The following is a 20,467-nucleotide window of genomic DNA, read 5'->3' on the forward strand; positions in this document are numbered from 1 at the left end:
GAGCAAGAGAATTGAGATTAATGAGCTCGTCCTTAAGTTAAATTGCAATATATACAAAACTGTTAATGACGATATTTTGGGGTATATAGAGAAAGGCTCCATTAGCGTTTACTTACAAATGGGCACCATGACTGCTTGAAGACAAAAATGCCGCAATGAAGCGGCATTTTTCTATTTAAATTATTTGATGGCTTTTTTTACTTCACGCCAGTCAATAATCTTAAAGTTTTGTGGTTGTAGCGGCATACGATTATAACCATCTTGTACTACAAGCATGCCTTCAGGGTAGCCTGGTAAAGCAGCGGATGTAACGGTTAAACCATCCGTTTCACCTGCACCGTCAATACCTTTATCAAGATTAGCTGTTACATTAAACTTACCAGCAAAGCTTAGGCTAGGTTGTGTATCATCTGATATTTTATAAAGAACATAGCTATTATCGCCTTGGCTAGACACCACTAAATAGCGGGCATCATCAGCATGATAAATTTCCATGCCTTCAACATCTGCAACGAGTTGCTCGTTAACGCCTTGCAACATCACTGGTGAACTACCCGCAGTAGGCTCTGCATTTATATACCAAATACCTTGGTCTTCTTCACCGGCAAATAATTGACCTAGTTTATCGTCAGCAGTACAACCTTCAGGTTGGCTTGGCAATGTAAACTCTCTAACTAGCTCACCGTTTAGGTTGTCTTGGTTACCCATTAATTTATATTGCTGGAATAAGCCTGATTTATCATTAACAAACACATAATGACCCGAATCAGATGAATACATACACATACCGTAAATTTCAGGTAAGTTAGTGGCAACTTCTGTTACGTGGTTTACTTTGTTGTCGCCATCAATAGTAAATACACTAATGCTGTTAAGAGTACGGTTACTTGCCGTGATCCAAGTATTGGTTTCGTTGTTTATTTCAGGGTGCTGACGTACATCAACGTTATTTAAACGGCCTATATCGAGGGACTGTACTTTATTACCATCAAGGTCGTATACCATTAGCCCTCGGCGCTTATCTGTGCCAAGTATTAAGCTGTTTTTGGCGTCTTTCTCATTTACCCAAATTGCAGGGTCATCAGCTGCATCACCAAAAGCTTCAACGGGTGTTGTTTGTGCACTTGCTTTAATGTGACTCATAGCCACTTTGCTGTGCTGAATATGAGTTTGTGGCGTGTGGTTAACGTTTGCTTTAATATATGCGCCCGTTTTGTCATCAATTAATATCAGCTCTGCTTGGTTATCACTAATAAAGTGGGCTGCAACTGATTCAATTGCAAGCTCGCCAGAAAGCGACCACTGACTCAGTTTTTCTGTTTGAGCGTTGTAGGCATAAACCATATTATCGTCAGTGGCGGTTAGCCATAAAGTGCCATCTTGTGAGACAGATAAAGCACCTATTTCAGTTTTTAGTTCACCGTATGGCTCAACTAGTGCAACTGGTTGCTTATTCGCATCTGATTCAGCATCAGCGTTGATAGCCCAAACCCCCAGCTCTGCTTCACCGACGTACAGAGTTTTAGTTTCATCGTTTACCGCACAGCCAGATGCTTCTGTAACTGCTGAGAACTCACGCACAGCGACATTTTTAGTTTGATCAGTAGCTAAATCATAAATAATAGTTTCGCTGATCAAGCCACGGACATCAGGTACAAATGCAGATACTGTTTCGTTGTTGAGGTTTTTAAATAAGCACACTGCATCAGGTTGCGCTTGAGGGGGAGTAATACGCGTTAACTCATTTAACTGCCAAGATAGGCCATTTTTTACAAGGCTAAAAATAACAACATTGTCTTGGTTGTTATCAAGGCTTGCCAGCAAAAATTGCTGTGCTGATATTTTTTTCAGTGATATTGATTCAAAGTTACCAGCTAACAGTACACTGCTTTGGTTTTTATCGGCAAATAATAAGCCTTGGCTTTCGCTAGCAATTAGCCACTGATCATTACCAAGTGCAGCTGCTTGCGAGCCTTGTATGTTTTTCTGTGGGCCAAACAATTTAACAGCAATAGTCGGTTTTGCTACTACAGCATTACTTTTAGTTTGAGAAACTTCATTACTTGTACAGCCACTCAGCGCAGTTACAAGAAGTGCACTTGAAAGCACTACTGAAATTGAATTTAGTTTAAAGTTCATTATTTATCCTTTACTTATCTATGTGCTTTTCAGTGCTAAAGCGTATTTCACCAAGGTGATTAATAGCGTTCACTCTTAGTGTCTCGCCATTGATAGATACACTTAAAAAGCCAGGAGTTGTTTCTGCATAGCGGGTAAACTCACGCTGCTTTACAAAGCGCGCTTCACTCCCACCGCCAGAGACAAAATGGGCAACCTTACTATTTTTTGGTTGGTTGTATTGCAGGTCATGCTCGTGCCCAGCGATGTAAGCATGCACGTTATGACGCTCCATTATGGGTTCTAAAATATCGCGAAGACCTTGGTTGCGACCAAAGCGTTTACCACTTGAGTAAAGTGGATGATGACCCACAACAATTTTCCATTTTGCGTCACTTCCCGCAAGTTGGGTTTCAAGCCAAGTAAGCTGGGTTTTATACCCTTGGCCTTGGGTGGAACGGTATTTTTCGCGATCTTTGTACTGCGGTTGAATCGGGTTGGTGTCTAAAAATACCATTAATACTTGTTCGTTGTTTTCAAGTGTAAATGTTTTACTGTAATACCTTGCAGGTAACTGCCAGCGCTGACTTTTGTCAGTGTAGTCAATTTGTGCTTGAGCATTACCCAGGTAGTCGTGATTACCTAATACAACATACCAGTCTTCAAATGTATGCGGGCCGTGGTATATGTCTTCATAAGCTGATTGCCATAGCGGATCGTTAACACTTGCCACACCATTAGGGTAAAAGTTATCGCCTGTCGAAACTATAAAGTCGGCATCGGTTTGGTACATGGCTATTTCTAGTTGGTGAGCCACTTCTTTTTGGTAAAAGTGGCCGTTATGCCCCCAATCACCTATTACCATAAAGTTAAGGCTATCCGGTAGCGTATTTAGTTTGGCAATTTTTTGCTGTTGATAAAGCGCATCTTTATAAATAACAGGTTCCCCAGCACTAAGCACAAATGACGAGAGCAGGGCGGCTGTAAAGAAAGACAATTTAAACATGGTGTAACTCCAAAAAGGCACGTAGTGATAAGCTACTATGTGCCTAATATAACTGTGAGTGTTATTAGAACGCGTAACGCAGCATGACTTGAATTACAGGACCTGCTTCTTCAGATTCAAGCTCGTACTCATCAAAATCACGGTTGTTTTGATCATCAAGCGAATCAAATTTGTTAAATACTTCATCTTTACTAGCATCAAGTAAGTTTGAACCAACTAGACGAAGTGTTACATCTTCCCAGCGCTTCTCAACGAACAGCTCTAGGTCAGCGCCATAAGAGGTCGTTACTTCTTCACCAACAAAGCGTCCGTATGCATCACCTTGGTTACGGTATGTGGCACCAAATGATGCGGCTAAGTCAGGTAAATCTTGAATAAAGCCAATGTTATAAACGTAATCCGATTGGTCATTAAATTTACGTTCACCAAAGCTATCTTCAACTTTACTGTCGAGCCAAGAATAGTTTAAGAATATACCTGTGTTAGGCATGTTGAACGCGTTAAGCGGTGTTGATAAGTCAAATTCAATACCTTGAACTATGCCATCGCCGGTATTTTGTGGTTGCAGTACAAATGTGCCTTGGCCTTCAGAGCCTTCAGCACCAGTACTGGCAATCTCGATTAAGTCGCTAACGTCACGGTAGAAAAGGTTAACACCCACAACACCACTTTTACCTAAACGGTATTCGTAGCCTAAATCCATACCCCAAGACGATTCAGGTTTAAGATTTGGGTTCCCTAAAAAGTCATTATCAGCGAGCTCTTCTTCAAGTAGCGCCGGTGTCATGTAATCAAAGTCTGGACGACGTAAGCTGCGAGCTACAGATGCACTAATACGGCCGTTATCACTTACGCTGTAACGAAGGTGAGCTGATGGTAAGAAAAAGTCATAATCGTTTTCGGCTGTTACGCTTTCATTGGTATCAGTAATACTAGAATCAGTTGACTCCCAGCGTACTCCCATTTCCCACGAGAACAGTTCATCTTCATGTTTGATTAGCGCAAATAAATCAAAGCGGTCTTCTTCAAGTGTATTAACACCACCGTCCACAGCTTCAAATTCGTTATTAAATGCAGCGAGTGACATAGGAGTCTGGCTAAATTGATCCCAACCTGTAAGTGTTTGCTCATTTTCATCTTCTGCTTCAAAAATGGCTGTATCGCGCTCTTTACCTTGTACAAAAGCACCAAATTGAACTTCTTTTGTATCAGCTACAAGTAAGCTATGCTGCCATTGTAATGACCATTCTTTATCATCGATATCAACAGTTTCTTCTACTTCTTCAAAAACCATAGGTAGTTCAGATGTATCAAGCTCAACTTCTTGCTCGTACACTGATTCTTCAAAGCTGGCATAGCCTATTTTAAACTTACTGATACCACCAAATAGTGGTAATTCATAACCTGAGTTAATGTTGTAGTTAGTTTGGTCAATATACGCGACGTTCGCGTTATCTGAGAGTAAGTTGCCGCCTTCAACAATTGAGCCTGATGTTGCAGTTGCATCGTTATATTCAAAAGAGCGTTCGTCTTCGGTACGGTCGGTGTCAACCCACATTGCGCTAATATCAAATTTTCCGCCGTTATCAAATGCTTTTTCAAAGCTGGCATTAAGTGATGTGTCATCACCATCTCGGGTATCAGATTGATCTTCACGGTTATCAAAATCATCTGTTGCGTAATTAGGGTTATTTTCTGGGCTATCGCCATATCGGATGCTTGATTTTTGTTTTGGGTTATAACGACCTTGTAAATTCGCACCTAATAGTAAACGGCCACCGGCAAACTCAGTACCATAAACGCCCGCAAAGCTTTCTTTAATTTCACCATCGTCATAACGAAGAGCACCAGCACGAATGTAACCGCCATCTAGGCTATAGCCATCTCGAAGAACAATGTTAAGTGTACCGGCAATTGCATCGGCAGAGCGGTTGGCACTTGATGAACGAATAATTTCTACACGCTCAATTAATTCAGCTGGAATACGGTCAACAAAGAATGAGCGGTCAGCGCCAGCACCTGGCACTTCTTCGCCATTGATAAGTACTTTTGTATAAGCAGGGCTTAAGCCACGCATGCGTGCCCCGTCAGACTCAAGTACGTCTGATAAAAAAGTCACACTAGGAACACGCTTTAGTGCATCACCCGCCGTTAATGGCTCAAAGCGCTGAAAGTATTCTTGTGAGTACTCAAGCGTAGGGGCTAATTCTTGCGAGCGATTGCGATAACCAATCTCGCCGTATACAACAAGTTCTTCAGAAACTTTTACTTCTGGCTCTGTTGATGATGTTTGTTCTTGTGCATTGACGCTAACACTAAATTGGCTCAGTGCGAGTGCTGCTACAACAGCATTTAGTTTAAATTGTTTCATTGGTTTGCTCCGGTTGTCCTTGGTTTGGTGAGCAAACTAAAAAAAGTTAATGACGCTAATGTGACAGTTTTAAAGTTAATCCGCGATAACCTCTTAATTTATCGGCTTTAGACTCTTCATTTGAGCTTTTTAAACAGTGTTACAAGTCACTAATAATGGCTGTTACTAGGGGCTGTTGATCTTTGTAGTACATATATCAATCAGCCCACATTGGTAGCCACATCATAGTAAATGCTAAAGCGAGCATTGAATGATAATTTCGTTCAAGCTTTTCATACCGCGTGGCTATCCCTCTATATTGCTTAATACGGCCAAATGCATTCTCAACCAAGTGCCGATATTTGTACATGCACCAGTCAATATCTTCATTGCCTACTAAACTGTTGCCCTTACGTGGAATAACGGGTGTAGCGTTATTATCACGAACAAACGCTCTCAGTTTTTCACTGTCGTAGCCTTTATCTGCGACAACCATATTACTTGTTGGGCAATTAGCTACGAGTGACTCTGCATGGACGATATCATGCGTATTCCCACAGGATAATTCATAATAAACAGGCAACCCTCCGCTATCGACTGCAAGATGAATTTTCGTAGAATTTCCACCTCGGCTCTTTCCAATTGATTCATTGTCAGCAGTTCTTGCACCGCAACTATGTTGATGAGCCCTGACAATACTGCCATCAATGAAGACCCAATCCATGTCCGCATCACGAGATAATGCGCGAAACAGTTCATTCAAAATCCCTTTTTTGGACCATAAATTAAACCGTCTGTAGATAGCACTCCAACGGCCAAAATCAGAAGGTAAATCTCGCCATGGAATACCTGTGCGCATCTTATACAGTATGCCTTCGAGCGTTTTTCTATGGTTGGGCTTATTATAAATTCGACCACTTAAGTACATTACTTTTGATAAGACATTCCATGTCCCGTCTGTTAACATTAATCTTGGCATGTAGGTTCGGTGTAAAGTTTTCTGGCGAATTCAATTATACCTTATCTTCATGCTGTTTGTTTTTCATACCACAAAGATCAACACGCCCTAGATAATTTATTTATAAACTTTAATCTGAATGTCATATCAATGAGCCAAAATGACCCTGATGTATAAAATGATCCCGCGCTAGGATATGGATCAAACCAAGCTTAAGAAGACTCAATATCATGCGATATAACCCATTTACCAGCCATGTAAAATTAACCAATACGATTATTTTGTTCTTGGTTATTGCCGTTGCAATATGTGCATACTTTGGCGAGCTTAAACAATGGCAAGAAATTGCGTGGCTCGATATTGTCGGTGAAGGTGGAATTGTGTTGATGACTCTTAGCTGGATTATCGCATTATTAATTTCCCGCCCGCCAGGCAAAGTAACGACGCTGTTGGTACTTGGCTTAGGTTTGTTTATGTTTTCAGCCACGCTTGATCTACTCGATGAGTGGTTTAAACAACCTTCGCAATTATGGCTCACTTGGTTTGAATCATTACCTGCACCGTTAGGTATGTCGCTAACCAGTATTGGGCTTTATTATTGGCATCAAGAGCAGTTTGTTTTAAACCGTCAATTACGTCGGCGTGAAGGGCATTTAAGAGAACATGAAAAAGTCTGCCCTGTAACAGGGTTATACCGAGTTAACTATTTACATTCGTTAATACAGCAACGTCAAAGTGAGCAACAAGTCGCCACTTTGGGTGTCATTGATATTCGAGACTTTGCAAAATTTAATGCTCAATTTGGTTTTAGTGAAGGCGATAGGTTACTGCGAGAAATCAGTGATTTATTAGTAATGAATTGCCGTTTGAATGATGTGTTATGCCGCTATGCGGGTGACTGCTTTATTGTGCTTATGCCGGGTACCAGTCAAAGCCAAGCAAAAGAGTTATTAGCGCAAATGAAAGCGGCCCTTAACCATTGTGCGTTTAAAGTCGCAAAAAGCAAAGGCGCGCAGTTTCAGCATATTTTAACCGCGACAATGGCAATGGACTTTGACTAAGACCCTGTGCAGCAAACCAGCGAATTACATCAACAATTACAACAACAAAAGGCGCTTGTAGGTGCAGCAGTATATTAGTCTAGAGGATAAATACATCAGCGCTGAGGGTATCATAACAGCGCTGGTGGAACTTGCTCAAGGGCGTGGCATCTCGTTGCATAAGCTGCTGCGTGGTACGGGTATTTTTGAGCAAGATTTGTATAATTTATCACAGCGTTTTAGTGTATCGCAGCTACTGGCATTAATTAGCCAGTTTAAAACCTTAATGAAAAGTAACGATAGTGGTTTTTTACTTGGTCATCAATTGATTAATGACTTTAGCCCTGCAATGCAAAGTGTTCAGCTAAGCCCTAGGCTCGGTGAGTCTTTAAAACAATTGCACCTAATTCGCGCCATGCTTGCGCCTTTATTTTTTACTCGCCAGCATATTTTTCACGATGATTTTTATCTGTACTTACAGCCAAGTGTTGGTATGGACGAATCATTAAAAAATTATAGCTTTGAAATTTACAGCGCTGCGTTTATGAGTTTACTCAAAAGAGTCAGCAATCACTATCCGCACTGTTATTTTGATTTTACCTGCAAACGACCTAGGCATATTCAAGAATATGAGCAACATTTAGGTTTACGGGTACGTTTTGAGCAACCGTTTACTCGCTGGCACTTTGACAAGCAGCTCCTCAAATACGCTAACCCTCAAGCCAGTAAATTACGCTGGCAACAATGTTTGGCACAAAGCCAGCAGTATCTAAAGTCTCCGGTTTCTTTTGTTGAAGCGGTTTGTAAGCGTATTTATTACGATAAAAACAACAGCCTTGCCAATAGTGCTCAATACTTTGCAATGAGCCCAGCTACGTTTAAACGTAAGTTAAAACAACACGGAGTGAGTTATTCGCAATTACAAGATGAACAAAATAAACTCAAAGCTCTGCATTTACTGGGGGTTTGTCAGCAAGGTAATGAGCAAGTCGCGATGCGTTTAGCGTTTTACGATATACCCAATTTTCGTCGTGCATTTAAACGCTGGACGGGTTTTACACCAAGTCAGTTAAAAATATAATAGCCAATTTTAGTCACGCTAAGTTAGACTCATGTTATTACTATCTTTTATCGAGTTTTTAATATGATTGAGTATCCTGTTGATCAACTCCCTCAGCTTATTGATGAGCTATTACAGTGTGATACCACGACACGAAAGAATAAGTTATTAGCGGATGCTAAAGAAAAACTCTCCACTGAGCACTTGTCGTTATTATTCGAAGCGTTGCCAAAAGAGCAACGACTAGAAATTTGGCAACTACTTGATGAAGACACTCAGCATGAAATTTTTATCAATCTGGGCGCTGATAGCTGTCGTTGGCTATTACAAACTCTTGATGAAGCTGAGGGGTTTAAGCTTTTAGATGAAGTTAGTGTTGAAGAGTTACTTGAGCTTGAAGAGGTTATACCTGAGCACTTTGTTGATTATGCACGCAGGCAACTTGATGAAGTACAAACTAAACAATACGATTTAGCGCAGCAGTTTGATCCAGAACAGTTGGGTCACTGGCTTGATTTTGATGCTTTAAAAGTGTCAGAAAAGCTGACCGTTGGTGGCGCACAAAAAATCTTACACAAAGGGCTGCCAAAGTTTACCGAAGTGATTTATTTAGTTAGTCGAAAAGGCACGCTTATTGGAGAGGTGAGTGTAAATAACTTATTAAAAGCCGCAGAATCAGCTTCATTGTTAGAGTATGCAAATTTAGAGGTCGCCTCACTGCATGCTGATGATGACTTATACGAAGCGGCTGAAGTGGTGATTCACAGCGAAAAAATGGCAATGCCGGTGGTAGATGCTGATAATAAATTGCTTGGCCGTTTAAAAGTATCTTCAGCTTACGAATTACGCCAAGAAGTTACCGATGAAGCGGCTGCTAAAGCGGGTGGTTTACGTGAGGATGAGGATTTATTCTCAAGCGTTAGAAAGTCAGCAAAAAACCGGGGTATTTGGCTCGGCATTAATTTAGTAACAGCATTTTTAGCCTCGTGGTTTATCGGTTTATTTGGCGCAACTATAGAGCAGGTTGTGGCGCTTGCTGTATTAATGCCTGTTGTTGCCTCTATGGGCGGAATAGCCGGTAGTCAAACTTTAACCGTTATAGTACGTGGTTTAGCGCTTGGTCAGGTTACTGATTCTAACCGCAAGGCCTTGCTTAAAAAAGAATTACGCGTAGGGGCTGTAAATGGGTGTGTATGGGCGTTAGTGATTGGTGTGCTAACGAATTTTTGGTTTAACGATATAATGCTCTGCATAACTATTACTGTCGCTATATTATTAAACTTGATTGTGGCATCTATTTCAGGGGTTGTGATCCCCTCAGTGCTCGACAAAATGAAAATAGATCCGGCGTTATCCGGGTCTGTTATTTTAACCACGGTAACTGATATTGTTGGTTTTGTTACCTTTTTAGGGTTGGGTAGTTTACTTCTTTTATAAAAGCGAGTTGTTAAGGCAAGTGATGTTTGTAATCACTTGCTGATTTCTTCACCCTGATGTTTAGCGGCCAAGTCGTCTAGCTCAGCGCAGGTATAGTCAAATCCTTTACCATCAAAAAGGTAGGTTATTTTTACCGCTTTTGCGCCATTAATTAAACGTGCATTCACCTTCGCAACCGACCAATTTTTAAGTTCGTTTAAAAAGCGGTTAGCTATTTGTGAGGTATTAAATTGGTAGCGAATTTCTGTGTTCATTTATTTATACCAAGTGACAGCATATGCTTTGCAAATATACGCAAACTATTTCAAGATACAAGTGACAGTTTTGCAAAAAAGAAGCTTATATGAGGTGATCGTTATTATTTTTAATTTAGTAATGTTATTTTGTCTCGACCTTTAACTCTCGTTAAGGTGCACTAAGGCGTAAGTGGTTTTAATTTAAACGGTTATAATAAAGAGCATAAAATGAAAAAATTTGTTAGTTTGGTCAGTATACTGGCTATTTTATTAGTTGTGATACCTGGGCCACGGCAAGATCATTATAAATTGAACTTATAGAGCAAGTAGTGATCAGATCAAGGCATAATAATTACTTGGTCGCATAAATATGAGCACTACTTTTCTGAAACATTTTAATTCAATTACAGATCCTCGCATTGAACGTTGTAAAAAGCATGAACTTATCGATATTCTTCTCCTTGCTATTAGCGCTGTACTCTCTGGTGCAGAAGGATGGGAAGATATTGAAGACTTTGGGCACCTAAAGCTTGATTGGTTAAAAAAATACGGCACGTTCAACGCAGGAATTCCAAAACATGACACGATTGCTCGCGTCATGTGTCGGTTAAAAGCAAATGAAATAGAAAGGGCATTTCAATCTTGGATATCATCACTGATTGAAACTACAGGTGCAGATATCATCGCTATCGATGGCAAAACCGCACGGCGTTCATTTACCACAAAAGACAGAAAAAGTGCCTTACACACGGTCAGTGCATGGAGTTGCCAACACCAGTTAGTGCTTGGGCAGACGGCTGTTGATAATAAAACAAATGAAATCACCGCAATACCAGAATTACTCACCCTGCTCGATATTGAAAACAGTATCATTACGTTAGATGCGATGGGATGCCAACAAGAAATAGCAAAACAAATCATCCAACAAAAAGCAGATTATATTCTTGCACTTAAAGGTAATCATTCAGGCATGCAAAAGGAACTAGAAGCGTGGTGGCACAAGTGCGAGCGTGAAAGGTTAACTAAGCATAATTGTGATGAACATACCGAAATAAGCTCAGGACATGGGCGTGTTGAAACACGTACATGCCAGCAGTTACTTATAGATAAAAGCTGGCTAGGCAAGGATTATCGTTGGCCTGGCTTAACGAGTATTATTAAGGTCAGGGCTGAAGTTCATGATAAGTCGGCAGGGTCGGATACCACTGAAACACGCTGGTATATAAGTTCATTAGACTTAAATGCAGCGCAAGCACTCAATGCAGTACGCAGTCACTGGCAGGTTGAAAGCATGCATTGGATGCTTGATATGAACTTCAGAGAAGATGAATCGAGAATACGCAAACTTCAAGGGCCATTAATGTTTAATGTAATGCGAAAGATAGCCATGGCGCTTTTTAAACAAGATGCATCTAAGTCAGCAAGTATGGCGAGGAAAAAGAAAATGGCAGGGCTAGACGATGATTACCGCTCAACCCTGCTAGAGTCTGGGATTAAAATGCGCTAGCCGTGATACCTGGGCCCTTATATAAGTTTAATATTTTAGATCTAGGTCCAGCGTTTGCTGCTATTCGCTATGGTGTTTATGCTGGCGGTGCAGTGATTTTGTTGTTAATTGTGCAAGTGATTTTTATGCGCAGCACTGTTAATTGGCGATTAGCTGGTATGAGTACTATTTTTGCATTAATGGCTATTACCATGCCATTAAGTATTATGAGCAAAGCTAAAAGTGTGCCGCCGATTCATGATATTTCAACTGATGTAGTTACCCCGCCTGAGTTTAATGCGATAGCTAAGCTGCGCTTAGATGCACCAAACCCTGTTGAATACGCTGGCGCTAAAACAGCAGCACAGCAGTTAAAAGCATACCCAGAACTAACCACATTACACTACACAGAAAATTCAAAACATGTCTTTCGCGTAGCAAAAGATGCCGTAGATGCACTTGGTTGGGAGCTAGTTAACTATGATGTTGAACAAGGCATTATAGAAGCTACAGACGCAACTGTATGGTTTGGTTTTAAAGATGATGTGGTGGTAAGAGTTAGCAGTAGAGGGGATGCCAGCGAGCTAGATATCCGTAGTAAGTCACGCGTTGGTAAAAGTGATTTAGGTAAAAATGCAGAGCGTATTAAAGTGTTTATTAATGAACTAAATAAAGAACTTAGTTTAAAGTAAAGCGAAAACCCAGTTAGCTAGTTTAGCTAACTGGGTTTTCTTGAGTCATTGTTACTAGTAAGAAGCAGCGGTAGACTTTTGTTTGCTTATTTGTAATGCGCTGATAAGCCACATAATAAATCCACCAGTAAATAATACTGCTGCGACATAACCTGTTTTATTAGGTAATGCGCCATTTGCGATTACAAGACCTCCTACCCATGGCCCGATTGCGTTAGCAACATTAAAAGCACATTGTACTAAAGCGCCAATCATAGCGTGTCCATCAGGGGAAATATCCATCAGCATTGCCTGAATAACCGTACCAAGACCAACACTGCAGCCTATAAAAAAGACTACCGGATACATTAGCCAAATATGTTCACTGGCACTGACATATAACGCTGCAAAAATTATTGCGCATATTAGGGTAAAACCAGTGGTGTAAAGTGGAGAGTGATCAGCTGCTTTACCAAGTACATAATTGCCTAGCGTACAACCAATACCAAACATGATCATTGCGATTGAAATAGTATAGGCTGGTGTGTGGGTGACCACTAAAATTGTATCGGCAATATAGGTATAGATGCAAAATACCCCACCAAAGCCAATAATTATGATCGCCAAAACTGACCAAACGAGTTTATTTTTAAGTACACCCATTTCATTAATAATATTTGAAGGTTGTAGGTTTTCTTTATTAGGTACTACTTTATAAACTAAAAATAATGCGAGTAAAGCAAGCGCCGCAGCACCAGCTAGGCAATATCGCCAACTAAAATTTTGGCCTATTAATGTTACAACAGGCACACCAACAATGGTTGCTACTGTGAGTCCCATAAATACTTTAGACATAAAGCTAGCTCGTTTACCTGATGGTGCTATTTCTGCGGCAAGTAAAATAGCGGCGCCAAAATATGCGCCATGGGGCAGCCCACTTAAAAAGCGAAATATAACTAGCTGCTGTAATGACGTTGCAAGTGCACTTAAACCGTTTGCTATAAACATCATGGTTATAAATATCAATAAAGCTTTGCGCTTACGAATATTTGCGGTAGTGAGCATTAAAATTGGCGCGCCCACAACAACGCCGAGTGCATATGCGCTGATTGCATATCCGCTTTGCGCTGGTGTGGTAGAAAATGTCTCGGTGATCAGTGGTAGCATAGGCATCATGGAAAACTCTGATAACCCCAAAATAAAAGTGCCGAGTGCAAGTACTAACAAAATAGCAGCGGTGCTAGTTGAACTATCAGCGGCGCTAGGATGCGATGACATAGATAACCCTTGTAAAGAATGATAAATTTAACAGCGAAAGAAGCTGGATGAATAGTTGGTATGCAGAAAACTGCAAGGAGAATAAATTATGCCGCATTATATGCTAAAAATACTTCAGGATCTTGTATTAAAGCTAGTTAAGGTGAATCAATTAGGAACGTTCCACATGTTGATTTTACTGGAATGTTAATAAATAAAAAACTAATTATGACTCCATGTTTCAGTTACATTTACAATGCTTCTAATAGTAGTAGAAGTAAATGCAGAACTTTGCGCTAAGTGACCTAAAAATAATAACATTTCATATAAAATTACTCGCCGGTTAATCTTACTGATTAGCATAGGCTGCTTTTATAGCTGCGACAATTTGTCACATTTAAAGTCACTCCTCGTCATTATATAATTGCTCAATCATTGAGCCTTTTGATTTTTAGTTTATGAATTCAGATTTTTTAGCACGTTTTTCAGTTACTCATATCGCTGTTGTATTAAGCACATTATTTTCAAGTTCATTATTAGCCGATGACTCCATCGAAGTTATTGAAGTTGAAGGCCATACGCAAAATAATCACCAACTATTAGGTCCTGCTGATTCGTTATTAAGTGACTTAGGCGTTGACTTCTCGGCGGCTGGTGGCGTTTCGAGTTTACCTATTCTTAATGGCATGATGGGTGATAGAGTCAAGGTGTTGGTGGATGGTGCCGATATTACGGCGGCATGCGGTAACCAAATGAACCCACCTTTGTCTTATATATCAGCAAATCAAATTACCTCATATCAAGTAGTGGCAGGTGTTTCACCTGTCAGCGCTGGTGGCGACAATATTGCAGGGGTGATCAGTGTTAATTCTATAGCACCTCAGTACAGTGATAGTGATTCATTAAGCTGGCATTCGGGTTATGTTTCTGCGCAATATCGCAGTATTAATAACGCGCAAACTATGGGGCTTGGCGCTCGTGTTGCCAGTGATACATTCAGTTTAAGCTATCAAGGCGCATATGAAGACGTTGATAGTTATGAAGATGGTAACGGGGATCTTGTGTTAGATACCTTGTATCGCGCCCAAAACCATGCATTAATAGCTGCATTAAGAGATGAAAAGCAACAACTAGTTGTTAAATTAACGCATCAAAAAATACCATTTCAAGGGTTTCCAAACCAATATATGGATATGACTGATAACACCAGTTACGGTTTGATCAGCCAATATAAACGCACTCTCGAAAACGGTGAGTTCCAAGCTCAGATTAACTATAACGATGTAAAGCACGAAATGGGTTTTTTCACGGCGGAAAAGACAGGCATGATGCCGATGAATACCGATGCGCAAGATATGAGTTATCAACTTAACTGGCGTTTAGAACTCGACAAAGGCACCACATTATTATTAGGACAAGAATACTTTGGTTATCGCATTGATGATTGGTGGCCTGCGATTGAAGATTCAATGATGATGGGACCAAATGATTATGTAAATATAAATGATGGTGAACGGGATCGCTACACCGCTTTTGCAGAGTTACAAAAGCAGCTAGATAAAAAGTGGTGGGTATCAGCGGGCGCACGAATTGAATATGTGCAGACGGATGCTGGCGAAGTACAACCTTATAGCGATATGACCATGGATGGCGGCATGGACGATATGCCTAATATGGATTCAATGGGTGATATGTCGGATATGGACGACATGTCATCGATGATGATGGATGACCAAAATCAAGATGCAGCAATGGCATTTAATGCTATGGATAGAGAACGCAGCGATACATTAGTTGATGTAAGCCTACTCGTCCGCTATCAAATAACAAATGAAGATGAGCTAGAATTTGGCTTAGCACGTAAAAATCGGGCCCCTAATTTATATGAACGCTATAGTTGGGGAGTGAGTACCATGTCAACCAGCATGGTTGGCTGGTTTGGTGATGGTAACGGTTATATTGGTAACCCTGATTTAGAAGCAGAAACCGCACATACAATCAGTAGTAGTTATACTAAATCTGCGAAAGATGATACTTGGCAGATAAGCGCCAATGTTTGGTATACCCAAGTTAATGATTATATTGATGGCACGGTTGTGGATAGCGCTAACCGAACTGAAATGCCCATTACGCAGCGAAATACGCTCCAGTTTACTAATTTAGACGCTACTTTATACGGTGGGAAAATTGAAGCTGCTGTACGTGTGAGCGATAGTAAAAGCGCTGGTATATGGGACTTAACGGCGGCTATTACCAGTACTCATGGTGAACGTGATGATAGTAATGAACCACTTTATCAAATTATGCCATTACATAGTAAATTAGCACTAGCTCAGCAAATTGGTAATTGGCAGAGCTCACTCAGTTGGGAGTGGGTTGATAGTAAAACACGTATTGATCCCCGTCGTCTCGAAAATCAAACAGATAGCTATAGCTTATTAAACTTACAGACGAAAGGTACGTGGGATAAGCTAACCGTTAAACTTGCTGTAACAAACTTACTTGATGAATACTACCAACAGCCACTAGGTGGCGTGAGTATCGCGCAATTTAATGTGGATCAGAGCCAAGGGTTTACTCAATTAGCAGGGCAGGGACGTTCGGTTAATCTGGGTATGAGTTTCGCATTCTAACGTATTGCGCCTTTATAATTAAAGCGAAAATCCTTAGTTAAAAAGGGTTGATTCAGGGTCAACGTCGTTTGTTTCGGTTGACTCTGTGGCTGCTAAGGCTATTTTTTCGCGCTCAGCTTTTGATACGTAAGCTGGCTTGTTGCTTTTATGCAGCTTCGCATTAGTGCGTTTATCTTTGTTGTTAAATTTAGTGATGATCTTTTTTCTGCGATTCATGATGATAACTTATACAGTTAAAAATGGTGGTATATTATACAGTGTAACGAGTGTTATTAGCCATCTAATTTTCTCTGCTCAGAAAATAATGACACTGTTAGGTACAATGCTAGTATGTTGACTTAGATCAGCGTTAAACTTACCGCTTAAGTTTGTTCTCTCAATATAAATAGGAACTCGTTTTGAAACAGTTTGTTTTAGCAAGTTTGGCATTATTGGCTGTAAACGTTCAGGCTAATAATAGCTTCAATGACACCACAGCAGAATATGCGGTAGAAACGTATCAAGATGCGCAAATCCACACCCTAACTAATTTAGTTTCATACCCGACAGTTAATAAAGAAGGCATTGCTACGCCAACTAACCCTGATTTTATTGGCTTTAAAGCGCTATTAAAAATGAAAGCCGCAGAGCTGGGTCTAGACTACCAAGACTTAGGGTATACCGTACTTATTGGTATGGGTAAACAAAGCGATAAAGTGACTGTCGTTACGCACGGTGATGTACAACCGGCCGATGCTAGTAAATGGCAGCAAAGTCCATTTGAAATTGACAGTACTTCAGAGCCAGGCAAATTAATTGCCCGCGGTACAGAAGATGATAAAGGCGCTATTGTCACGGCGTTATATGCGATGAAAGCAATTAAAGATCATGGCATTGAGCTTAATAATCGTATTGAGTTAATGATTTACCTAGCTGAAGAATCCGACTGGGGGCCGCTTGAAGAATTTATGAAAAGCTACCAGCAGCCTAAATATGCGGTCACTATTGATGCGTCATACCCGGTAGTGGTTGCTGAAAAAGGCTGGAGCTTAATTGCGCCTACATTTGACGCCACATCAGCGCAAACTAGCGTGTATGTGAGCGACTTAAAAGGGGGCGCATTTGTTAGCCAAATACCTGAGGATGCAAGTGTGATACTTCATAACGCAACCGATGCTGATATTAAGACCCTTAATGCTAATATTGCGGCACTTAAGCATGTCAAAGTTGCTGTCACTGGGGTTAGCCAAGGTATTGAAGTGTCAGTGAAAGGTACGTCAGCTCATTCATCAGAGCCAGAAGCAGGATATAATGCGATTGCACATTTAGCTGAGGTCTTCAAAGGTATCGAGCTTGAAAATAATAGCGATGGTCAAGCTATTGAGTTTATAAACCAACTTATTGGCCTTGACTTATATGGCAAAAAATTTGGTGCAATTGCTTATGAGCATGACTTTATGGGACCAATGACGGTATCGCCAACAGTATTAAAGCGTGATGGTAATGAAATTACTTTATCGGTCAATATGCGCCGCCCAATGGGTAAAGATGAGAATACGCTGAAGCAACAAATAGACACTGCGCTTACACAGTGGCAAACCACAAATCAAGTGACGCTAAAAGATACGCAAATTGTTATCGGTACGCCGATGTTGCTTGATAACGCTCCACATGCCCAAGCATTGCTTGATATTTTTAAATATTATACTGGTGATGAGCAGGCAAGCTTTGTATCTATTGGTGGTGGTACTAACGCCAAATTATTTGATAATGCAGTGTCGTTTGGCCCCTCAATGCCTGGCAAAAAATATACAGGTCATTCAGAGCATGAGTTTATAACCGTTGAGCAGCTTAAGTTAAACCTTAAAATGTACACCGCGATGATGATAAAATTAGGTAATATGTAATGGCTTTAATTTAGTCTATATCTTGTGCTATTAAAGGTATTTACAGATTGGTTAATGCGCTAAAAGCCAAGCCTAAATGGCTTGGCATATTGGTTATTACAAATAATTAGTTGAGCTTAGCTGTTAATGATATCTCAGCATTCATGAGCTTTGAAATAGGGCACCCCTCTTTGGTTTGCAGGCAAAGCTCATCAAATTTCAATTGTGAAATGCCGTCAATTTTAGCCTCAACATTTAATGCTATATGGCTTACTTCAAAACCATCGTCTACTTCATCAAGGCTCACCACAGCGGTGGTTTTAATGTCGTCGGCAACATAGTCGGCTTCAGTGAGCGCAAGCGATAACGCCATTGAGTAACATGCACTGTGCGCTGCGGCCACAAGCTCTTCAGGATTGGTACCTGTTTTTCCTTCAAAGCGAGTATTAAAACCGTAAGGTTGCTCATTCAATGCACCACTTTCGCTGCTAATTAATCCTTTGCCTGATTTTATATCCCCAGACCAATTTGCTGATGCTGATTTTTTAATCGTCATAATGTCTCCTTGGGTTTTACTTGTAAAGTTTGCAGTGGCAGTGCAAGCCTTTCATATTTTGCGTTACGAATAGGCGTAAACTGCCGATGTAATGAATGCTGTGCAATATTAACACCAAGGTTTATATCCCCCGTTGGCGACATCGCTGTGAGCAGTAAATAACATTAGGCCAATCACGTTGCCACTTTTTTCGCCATGCAAAAGGACGCTTGCAAACAGGGCAGGTTTTCTTTGCGAGGGTAAGCTTTTTATGTGCCATGCTTAGCCTGCTAGTTCTTAGTGGCTGAAACGTTAACATGTCTTTTAATAATGGCAGGTATCGCTTTTTGTACATCTTTGCGTTCACGGTATTGCCATAAGCGATCTTTGGCAGCTATAGAGGCCTGCCTTAAATGAATAATAGGAGTTGGATAATCTTCGCCTATTTTAAAGTCATTAAATAGCGCTTCCATGGGTGTTTGTCGCCAGGGTTGGTGTAAATATTCAATAGGTAGTTTTTCTAGCTCAGGACACCACTTTTTTATAAACACTCCTGTTGGATCTTTTTCTTCTGACTGTTTAATTGGGTTGTAGTGACGAATTGTACACGGCTAGCGCATTTTAATCCCAGACTCTAGCAGGGTTGAGCGGTAATCATCGTCTAGCCCTGCCATTTTCTTTTTCCTCGCCATACTTGCTGACTTAGATGCATCTTGTTTAAAAAGCGCCATGGCTATCTTTCGCATTACATTAAACATTAATGGCCCTTGAAGTTTGCGTATTCTCGATTCATCTTCTCTGAAGTTCATATCAAGCATCCAATGCATGCTTTCAACCTGCCAGTGACTGCGTACTGCATTGAGTGCTTGCGCTGCATTTAAGTCTAATGAACTTATATACCAGCGTGTTTCAGTGGTATCCGACCCTGCCGACTTATCATGAACTTCAGCCCTGACCTTAATAATACTCGTTAAGCCAGGCCAACGATAATCCTTGCCTAGCCAGCTTTTATCTATAAGTAACTGCTGGCATGTACGTGTTTCAACACGCCCATGTCCTGAGCTTATTTCGGTATGTTCATCACAATTATGCTTAGTTAACCTTTCACGCTCGCACTTGTGCCACCACGCTTCTAGTTCCTTTTGCATGCCTGAATGATTACCTTTAAGTGCAAGAATATAATCTGCTTTTTGTTGGATGATTTGTTTTGCTATTTCTTGTTGGCATCCCATCGCATCTAACGTAATGATACTGTTTTCAATATCGAGCAGGGTGAGTAATTCTGGTATTGCGGTGATTTCATTTGTTTTATTATCAACAGCCGTCTGCCCAAGCACTAACTGGTGTTGGCAACTCCATGCACTGACCGTGTGTAAGGCACTTTTTCTGTCTTTTGTGGTAAATGAACGCCGTGCGGTTTTGCCATCGATAGCGATGATATCTGCACCTGTAGTTTCAATCAGTGATGATATCCAAGATTGAAATGCCCTTTCTATTTCATTTGCTTTTAACCGACACATGACGCGAGCAATCGTGTCATGTTTTGGAATTCCTGCGTTGAACGTGCCGTATTTTTTTAACCAATCAAGCTTTAGGTGCCCAAAGTCTTCAATATCTTCCCATCCTTCTGCACCAGAGAGTACAGCGCTAATAGCAAGGAGAAGAATATCGATAAGTTCATGCTTTTTACAACGTTCAATGCGAGGATCTGTAATTGAATTAAAATGTTTCAGAAAAGTAGTGCTCATATTTATGCGACCAAGTAATTATTATGCCTTGATCTGATCACTACTTGCTCTATAAGTTCAATTTATA

The 20,467-nt window shown here is 40.6% G+C and carries 17 protein-coding genes and 1 pseudogene; 7 read left to right on the plus strand and 11 right to left on the minus strand.

What is annotated here, in order from left to right:
• Window positions 1–180: 180 nt before the first annotated feature.
• The 4 genes from ACT3S9_RS04065 to ACT3S9_RS04080 all read right to left on the minus strand — a co-directional run bounded on the left by ACT3S9_RS04065 (window position 181) and on the right by ACT3S9_RS04080 (window position 6,453).
• On the minus strand, window positions 181–2,139 hold the full coding sequence (locus tag ACT3S9_RS04065; RefSeq protein WP_444750745.1) for a phytase: 1,959 nt from the start codon (window positions 2,137–2,139) through the stop codon (window positions 181–183).
• Between the two features lie 10 nt (window positions 2,140–2,149).
• Window positions 2,150–3,124, minus strand: coding sequence for a metallophosphoesterase (locus ACT3S9_RS04070; protein ID WP_444750746.1), 975 nt, complete (start codon window positions 3,122–3,124; stop codon window positions 2,150–2,152).
• A 64-nt stretch (window positions 3,125–3,188) separates the two neighbouring features.
• Window positions 3,189–5,495 (minus strand): TonB-dependent receptor plug domain-containing protein, encoded by a 2,307-nt coding sequence (locus ACT3S9_RS04075; protein ID WP_444750747.1) that lies wholly within the window; start codon window positions 5,493–5,495, stop codon window positions 3,189–3,191.
• A gap of 196 nt (window positions 5,496–5,691) precedes the next feature.
• The gene (locus ACT3S9_RS04080) at window positions 5,692–6,453 is read right to left on the minus strand and encodes an IS5 family transposase (RefSeq protein WP_089367531.1); all 762 of its coding nucleotides are present in this window, start codon (window positions 6,451–6,453) and stop codon (window positions 5,692–5,694) included.
• Between the two features lie 209 nt (window positions 6,454–6,662).
• On the opposite strand from ACT3S9_RS04080, the gene ACT3S9_RS04085 reads away from it, so the two are divergent.
• From ACT3S9_RS04085 to ACT3S9_RS04095, 3 genes are all read left to right on the plus strand, one after another.
• Window positions 6,663–7,493, plus strand: coding sequence for a GGDEF domain-containing protein (locus ACT3S9_RS04085; RefSeq protein WP_444750748.1), 831 nt, complete (start codon window positions 6,663–6,665; stop codon window positions 7,491–7,493).
• A gap of 61 nt (window positions 7,494–7,554) precedes the next feature.
• The gene (locus ACT3S9_RS04090; RefSeq protein ID WP_444750749.1) at window positions 7,555–8,553 is read left to right on the plus strand and encodes a helix-turn-helix domain-containing protein; all 999 of its coding nucleotides are present in this window, start codon (window positions 7,555–7,557) and stop codon (window positions 8,551–8,553) included.
• A 63-nt stretch (window positions 8,554–8,616) separates the two neighbouring features.
• Window positions 8,617–9,969, plus strand: coding sequence for a magnesium transporter (locus ACT3S9_RS04095; RefSeq protein ID WP_441835112.1), 1,353 nt, complete (start codon window positions 8,617–8,619; stop codon window positions 9,967–9,969).
• Window positions 9,970–10,001: 32 nt separating this feature from the next.
• Here the strand turns inward: ACT3S9_RS04095 and ACT3S9_RS04100 are convergent, their stop codons facing one another.
• Window positions 10,002–10,223: a hypothetical protein gene (locus ACT3S9_RS04100; RefSeq protein WP_441835113.1), complete on the minus strand. Its 222-nt coding sequence runs from the start codon at window positions 10,221–10,223 to the stop codon at window positions 10,002–10,004.
• A gap of 352 nt (window positions 10,224–10,575) precedes the next feature.
• Between ACT3S9_RS04100 and ACT3S9_RS04105 the strand changes: the two genes are divergently transcribed.
• Both ACT3S9_RS04105 and ACT3S9_RS04110 read left to right on the plus strand, forming a co-directional pair.
• Complete coding sequence (locus ACT3S9_RS04105; protein ID WP_008466968.1) at window positions 10,576–11,712, plus strand: ISAs1 family transposase; 1,137 nt, start codon at window positions 10,576–10,578, stop codon at window positions 11,710–11,712.
• A gap of 2 nt (window positions 11,713–11,714) precedes the next feature.
• Window positions 11,715–12,383, plus strand: coding sequence for a DUF1499 domain-containing protein (locus tag ACT3S9_RS04110; protein ID WP_444750750.1), 669 nt, complete (start codon window positions 11,715–11,717; stop codon window positions 12,381–12,383).
• Between the two features lie 54 nt (window positions 12,384–12,437).
• Here ACT3S9_RS04110 and ACT3S9_RS04115 read toward each other — a convergent pair whose 3' ends face one another.
• Window positions 12,438–13,640, minus strand: a complete 1,203-nt coding sequence (locus ACT3S9_RS04115) for an MFS transporter (RefSeq protein WP_444750751.1) — start codon at window positions 13,638–13,640, stop codon at window positions 12,438–12,440.
• A 437-nt stretch (window positions 13,641–14,077) separates the two neighbouring features.
• On the opposite strand from ACT3S9_RS04115, the gene ACT3S9_RS04120 reads away from it, so the two are divergent.
• A complete protein-coding gene (locus tag ACT3S9_RS04120) occupies window positions 14,078–16,252 on the plus strand; it encodes a TonB-dependent receptor (protein ID WP_444750752.1) in 2,175 nt (724 codons plus the stop codon).
• Between the two features lie 33 nt (window positions 16,253–16,285).
• On the opposite strand, the gene ACT3S9_RS04125 is transcribed toward ACT3S9_RS04120, so the two are convergent.
• Entirely contained in the window at window positions 16,286–16,468 is a 183-nt protein-coding gene (locus ACT3S9_RS04125; protein ID WP_444750753.1) for a DUF2986 domain-containing protein, read from the minus strand.
• 182 nt (window positions 16,469–16,650) lie between these two features.
• Here ACT3S9_RS04125 and ACT3S9_RS04130 point away from each other — a divergent pair, with 182 nt between their 5' ends.
• A complete protein-coding gene (locus ACT3S9_RS04130) occupies window positions 16,651–18,138 on the plus strand; it encodes a dipeptidase (RefSeq protein WP_444750754.1) in 1,488 nt (495 codons plus the stop codon).
• A gap of 106 nt (window positions 18,139–18,244) precedes the next feature.
• Here ACT3S9_RS04130 and ACT3S9_RS04135 read toward each other — a convergent pair whose 3' ends face one another.
• The 4 genes and pseudogenes from ACT3S9_RS04135 to ACT3S9_RS04150 all read right to left on the minus strand — a co-directional run bounded on the left by ACT3S9_RS04135 (window position 18,245) and on the right by ACT3S9_RS04150 (window position 20,400).
• Window positions 18,245–18,673, minus strand: a complete 429-nt coding sequence (locus ACT3S9_RS04135) for an OsmC family protein (RefSeq protein ID WP_444750755.1) — start codon at window positions 18,671–18,673, stop codon at window positions 18,245–18,247.
• 121 nt (window positions 18,674–18,794) lie between these two features.
• Window positions 18,795–18,932, minus strand: coding sequence for a DUF2256 domain-containing protein (locus ACT3S9_RS04140; protein WP_444750756.1), 138 nt, complete (start codon window positions 18,930–18,932; stop codon window positions 18,795–18,797).
• Between the two features lie 10 nt (window positions 18,933–18,942).
• A pseudogene (locus ACT3S9_RS04145) lies at window positions 18,943–19,257 on the minus strand (FAD-binding domain-containing protein); the annotation flags it as partial.
• 6 nt (window positions 19,258–19,263) lie between these two features.
• Window positions 19,264–20,400 (minus strand): ISAs1 family transposase, encoded by a 1,137-nt coding sequence (locus tag ACT3S9_RS04150; RefSeq protein WP_008466968.1) that lies wholly within the window; start codon window positions 20,398–20,400, stop codon window positions 19,264–19,266.
• Between the last annotated feature and the right edge of the window lie 67 nt (window positions 20,401–20,467).

It is taken from the genome of Pseudoalteromonas sp. AOP31-A2-14, from assembly GCF_052378035.1.
In the GTDB taxonomy this organism is placed as follows: Bacteria; Pseudomonadota; Gammaproteobacteria; order Enterobacterales; family Alteromonadaceae; genus Pseudoalteromonas.

Bases quoted from the DNA above. Each gene is read 5' to 3' on its own strand.
- ACT3S9_RS04100 (WP_441835113.1), bottom strand. From the start codon at position 10,223: ATGAACACAGAAATTCGCTACCAATTTAATACCTCACAAATAGCTAAC.
- ACT3S9_RS04085 (WP_444750748.1), top strand. From the start codon at position 6,663: ATGCGATATAACCCATTTACCAGCCATGTAAAATTAACCAATACGATT.
- ACT3S9_RS04120 (WP_444750752.1), top strand. From the start codon at position 14,078: ATGAATTCAGATTTTTTAGCACGTTTTTCAGTTACTCATATCGCTGTT.
- ACT3S9_RS04080 (WP_089367531.1), bottom strand. From the start codon at position 6,453: ATGCCAAGATTAATGTTAACAGACGGGACATGGAATGTCTTATCAAAA.
- ACT3S9_RS04095 (WP_441835112.1), top strand. From the start codon at position 8,617: ATGATTGAGTATCCTGTTGATCAACTCCCTCAGCTTATTGATGAGCTA.
- ACT3S9_RS04115 (WP_444750751.1), bottom strand. From the start codon at position 13,640: ATGTCATCGCATCCTAGCGCCGCTGATAGTTCAACTAGCACCGCTGCT.
- ACT3S9_RS04140 (WP_444750756.1), bottom strand. From the start codon at position 18,932: ATGGCACATAAAAAGCTTACCCTCGCAAAGAAAACCTGCCCTGTTTGC.
- ACT3S9_RS04070 (WP_444750746.1), bottom strand. From the start codon at position 3,124: ATGTTTAAATTGTCTTTCTTTACAGCCGCCCTGCTCTCGTCATTTGTG.
- ACT3S9_RS04150 (WP_008466968.1), bottom strand. From the start codon at position 20,400: ATGAGCACTACTTTTCTGAAACATTTTAATTCAATTACAGATCCTCGC.
- ACT3S9_RS04075 (WP_444750747.1), bottom strand. From the start codon at position 5,495: ATGAAACAATTTAAACTAAATGCTGTTGTAGCAGCACTCGCACTGAGC.
- ACT3S9_RS04125 (WP_444750753.1), bottom strand. From the start codon at position 16,468: ATGAATCGCAGAAAAAAGATCATCACTAAATTTAACAACAAAGATAAA.
- ACT3S9_RS04105 (WP_008466968.1), top strand. From the start codon at position 10,576: ATGAGCACTACTTTTCTGAAACATTTTAATTCAATTACAGATCCTCGC.
- ACT3S9_RS04135 (WP_444750755.1), bottom strand. From the start codon at position 18,673: ATGACGATTAAAAAATCAGCATCAGCAAATTGGTCTGGGGATATAAAA.
- ACT3S9_RS04065 (WP_444750745.1), bottom strand. From the start codon at position 2,139: ATGAACTTTAAACTAAATTCAATTTCAGTAGTGCTTTCAAGTGCACTT.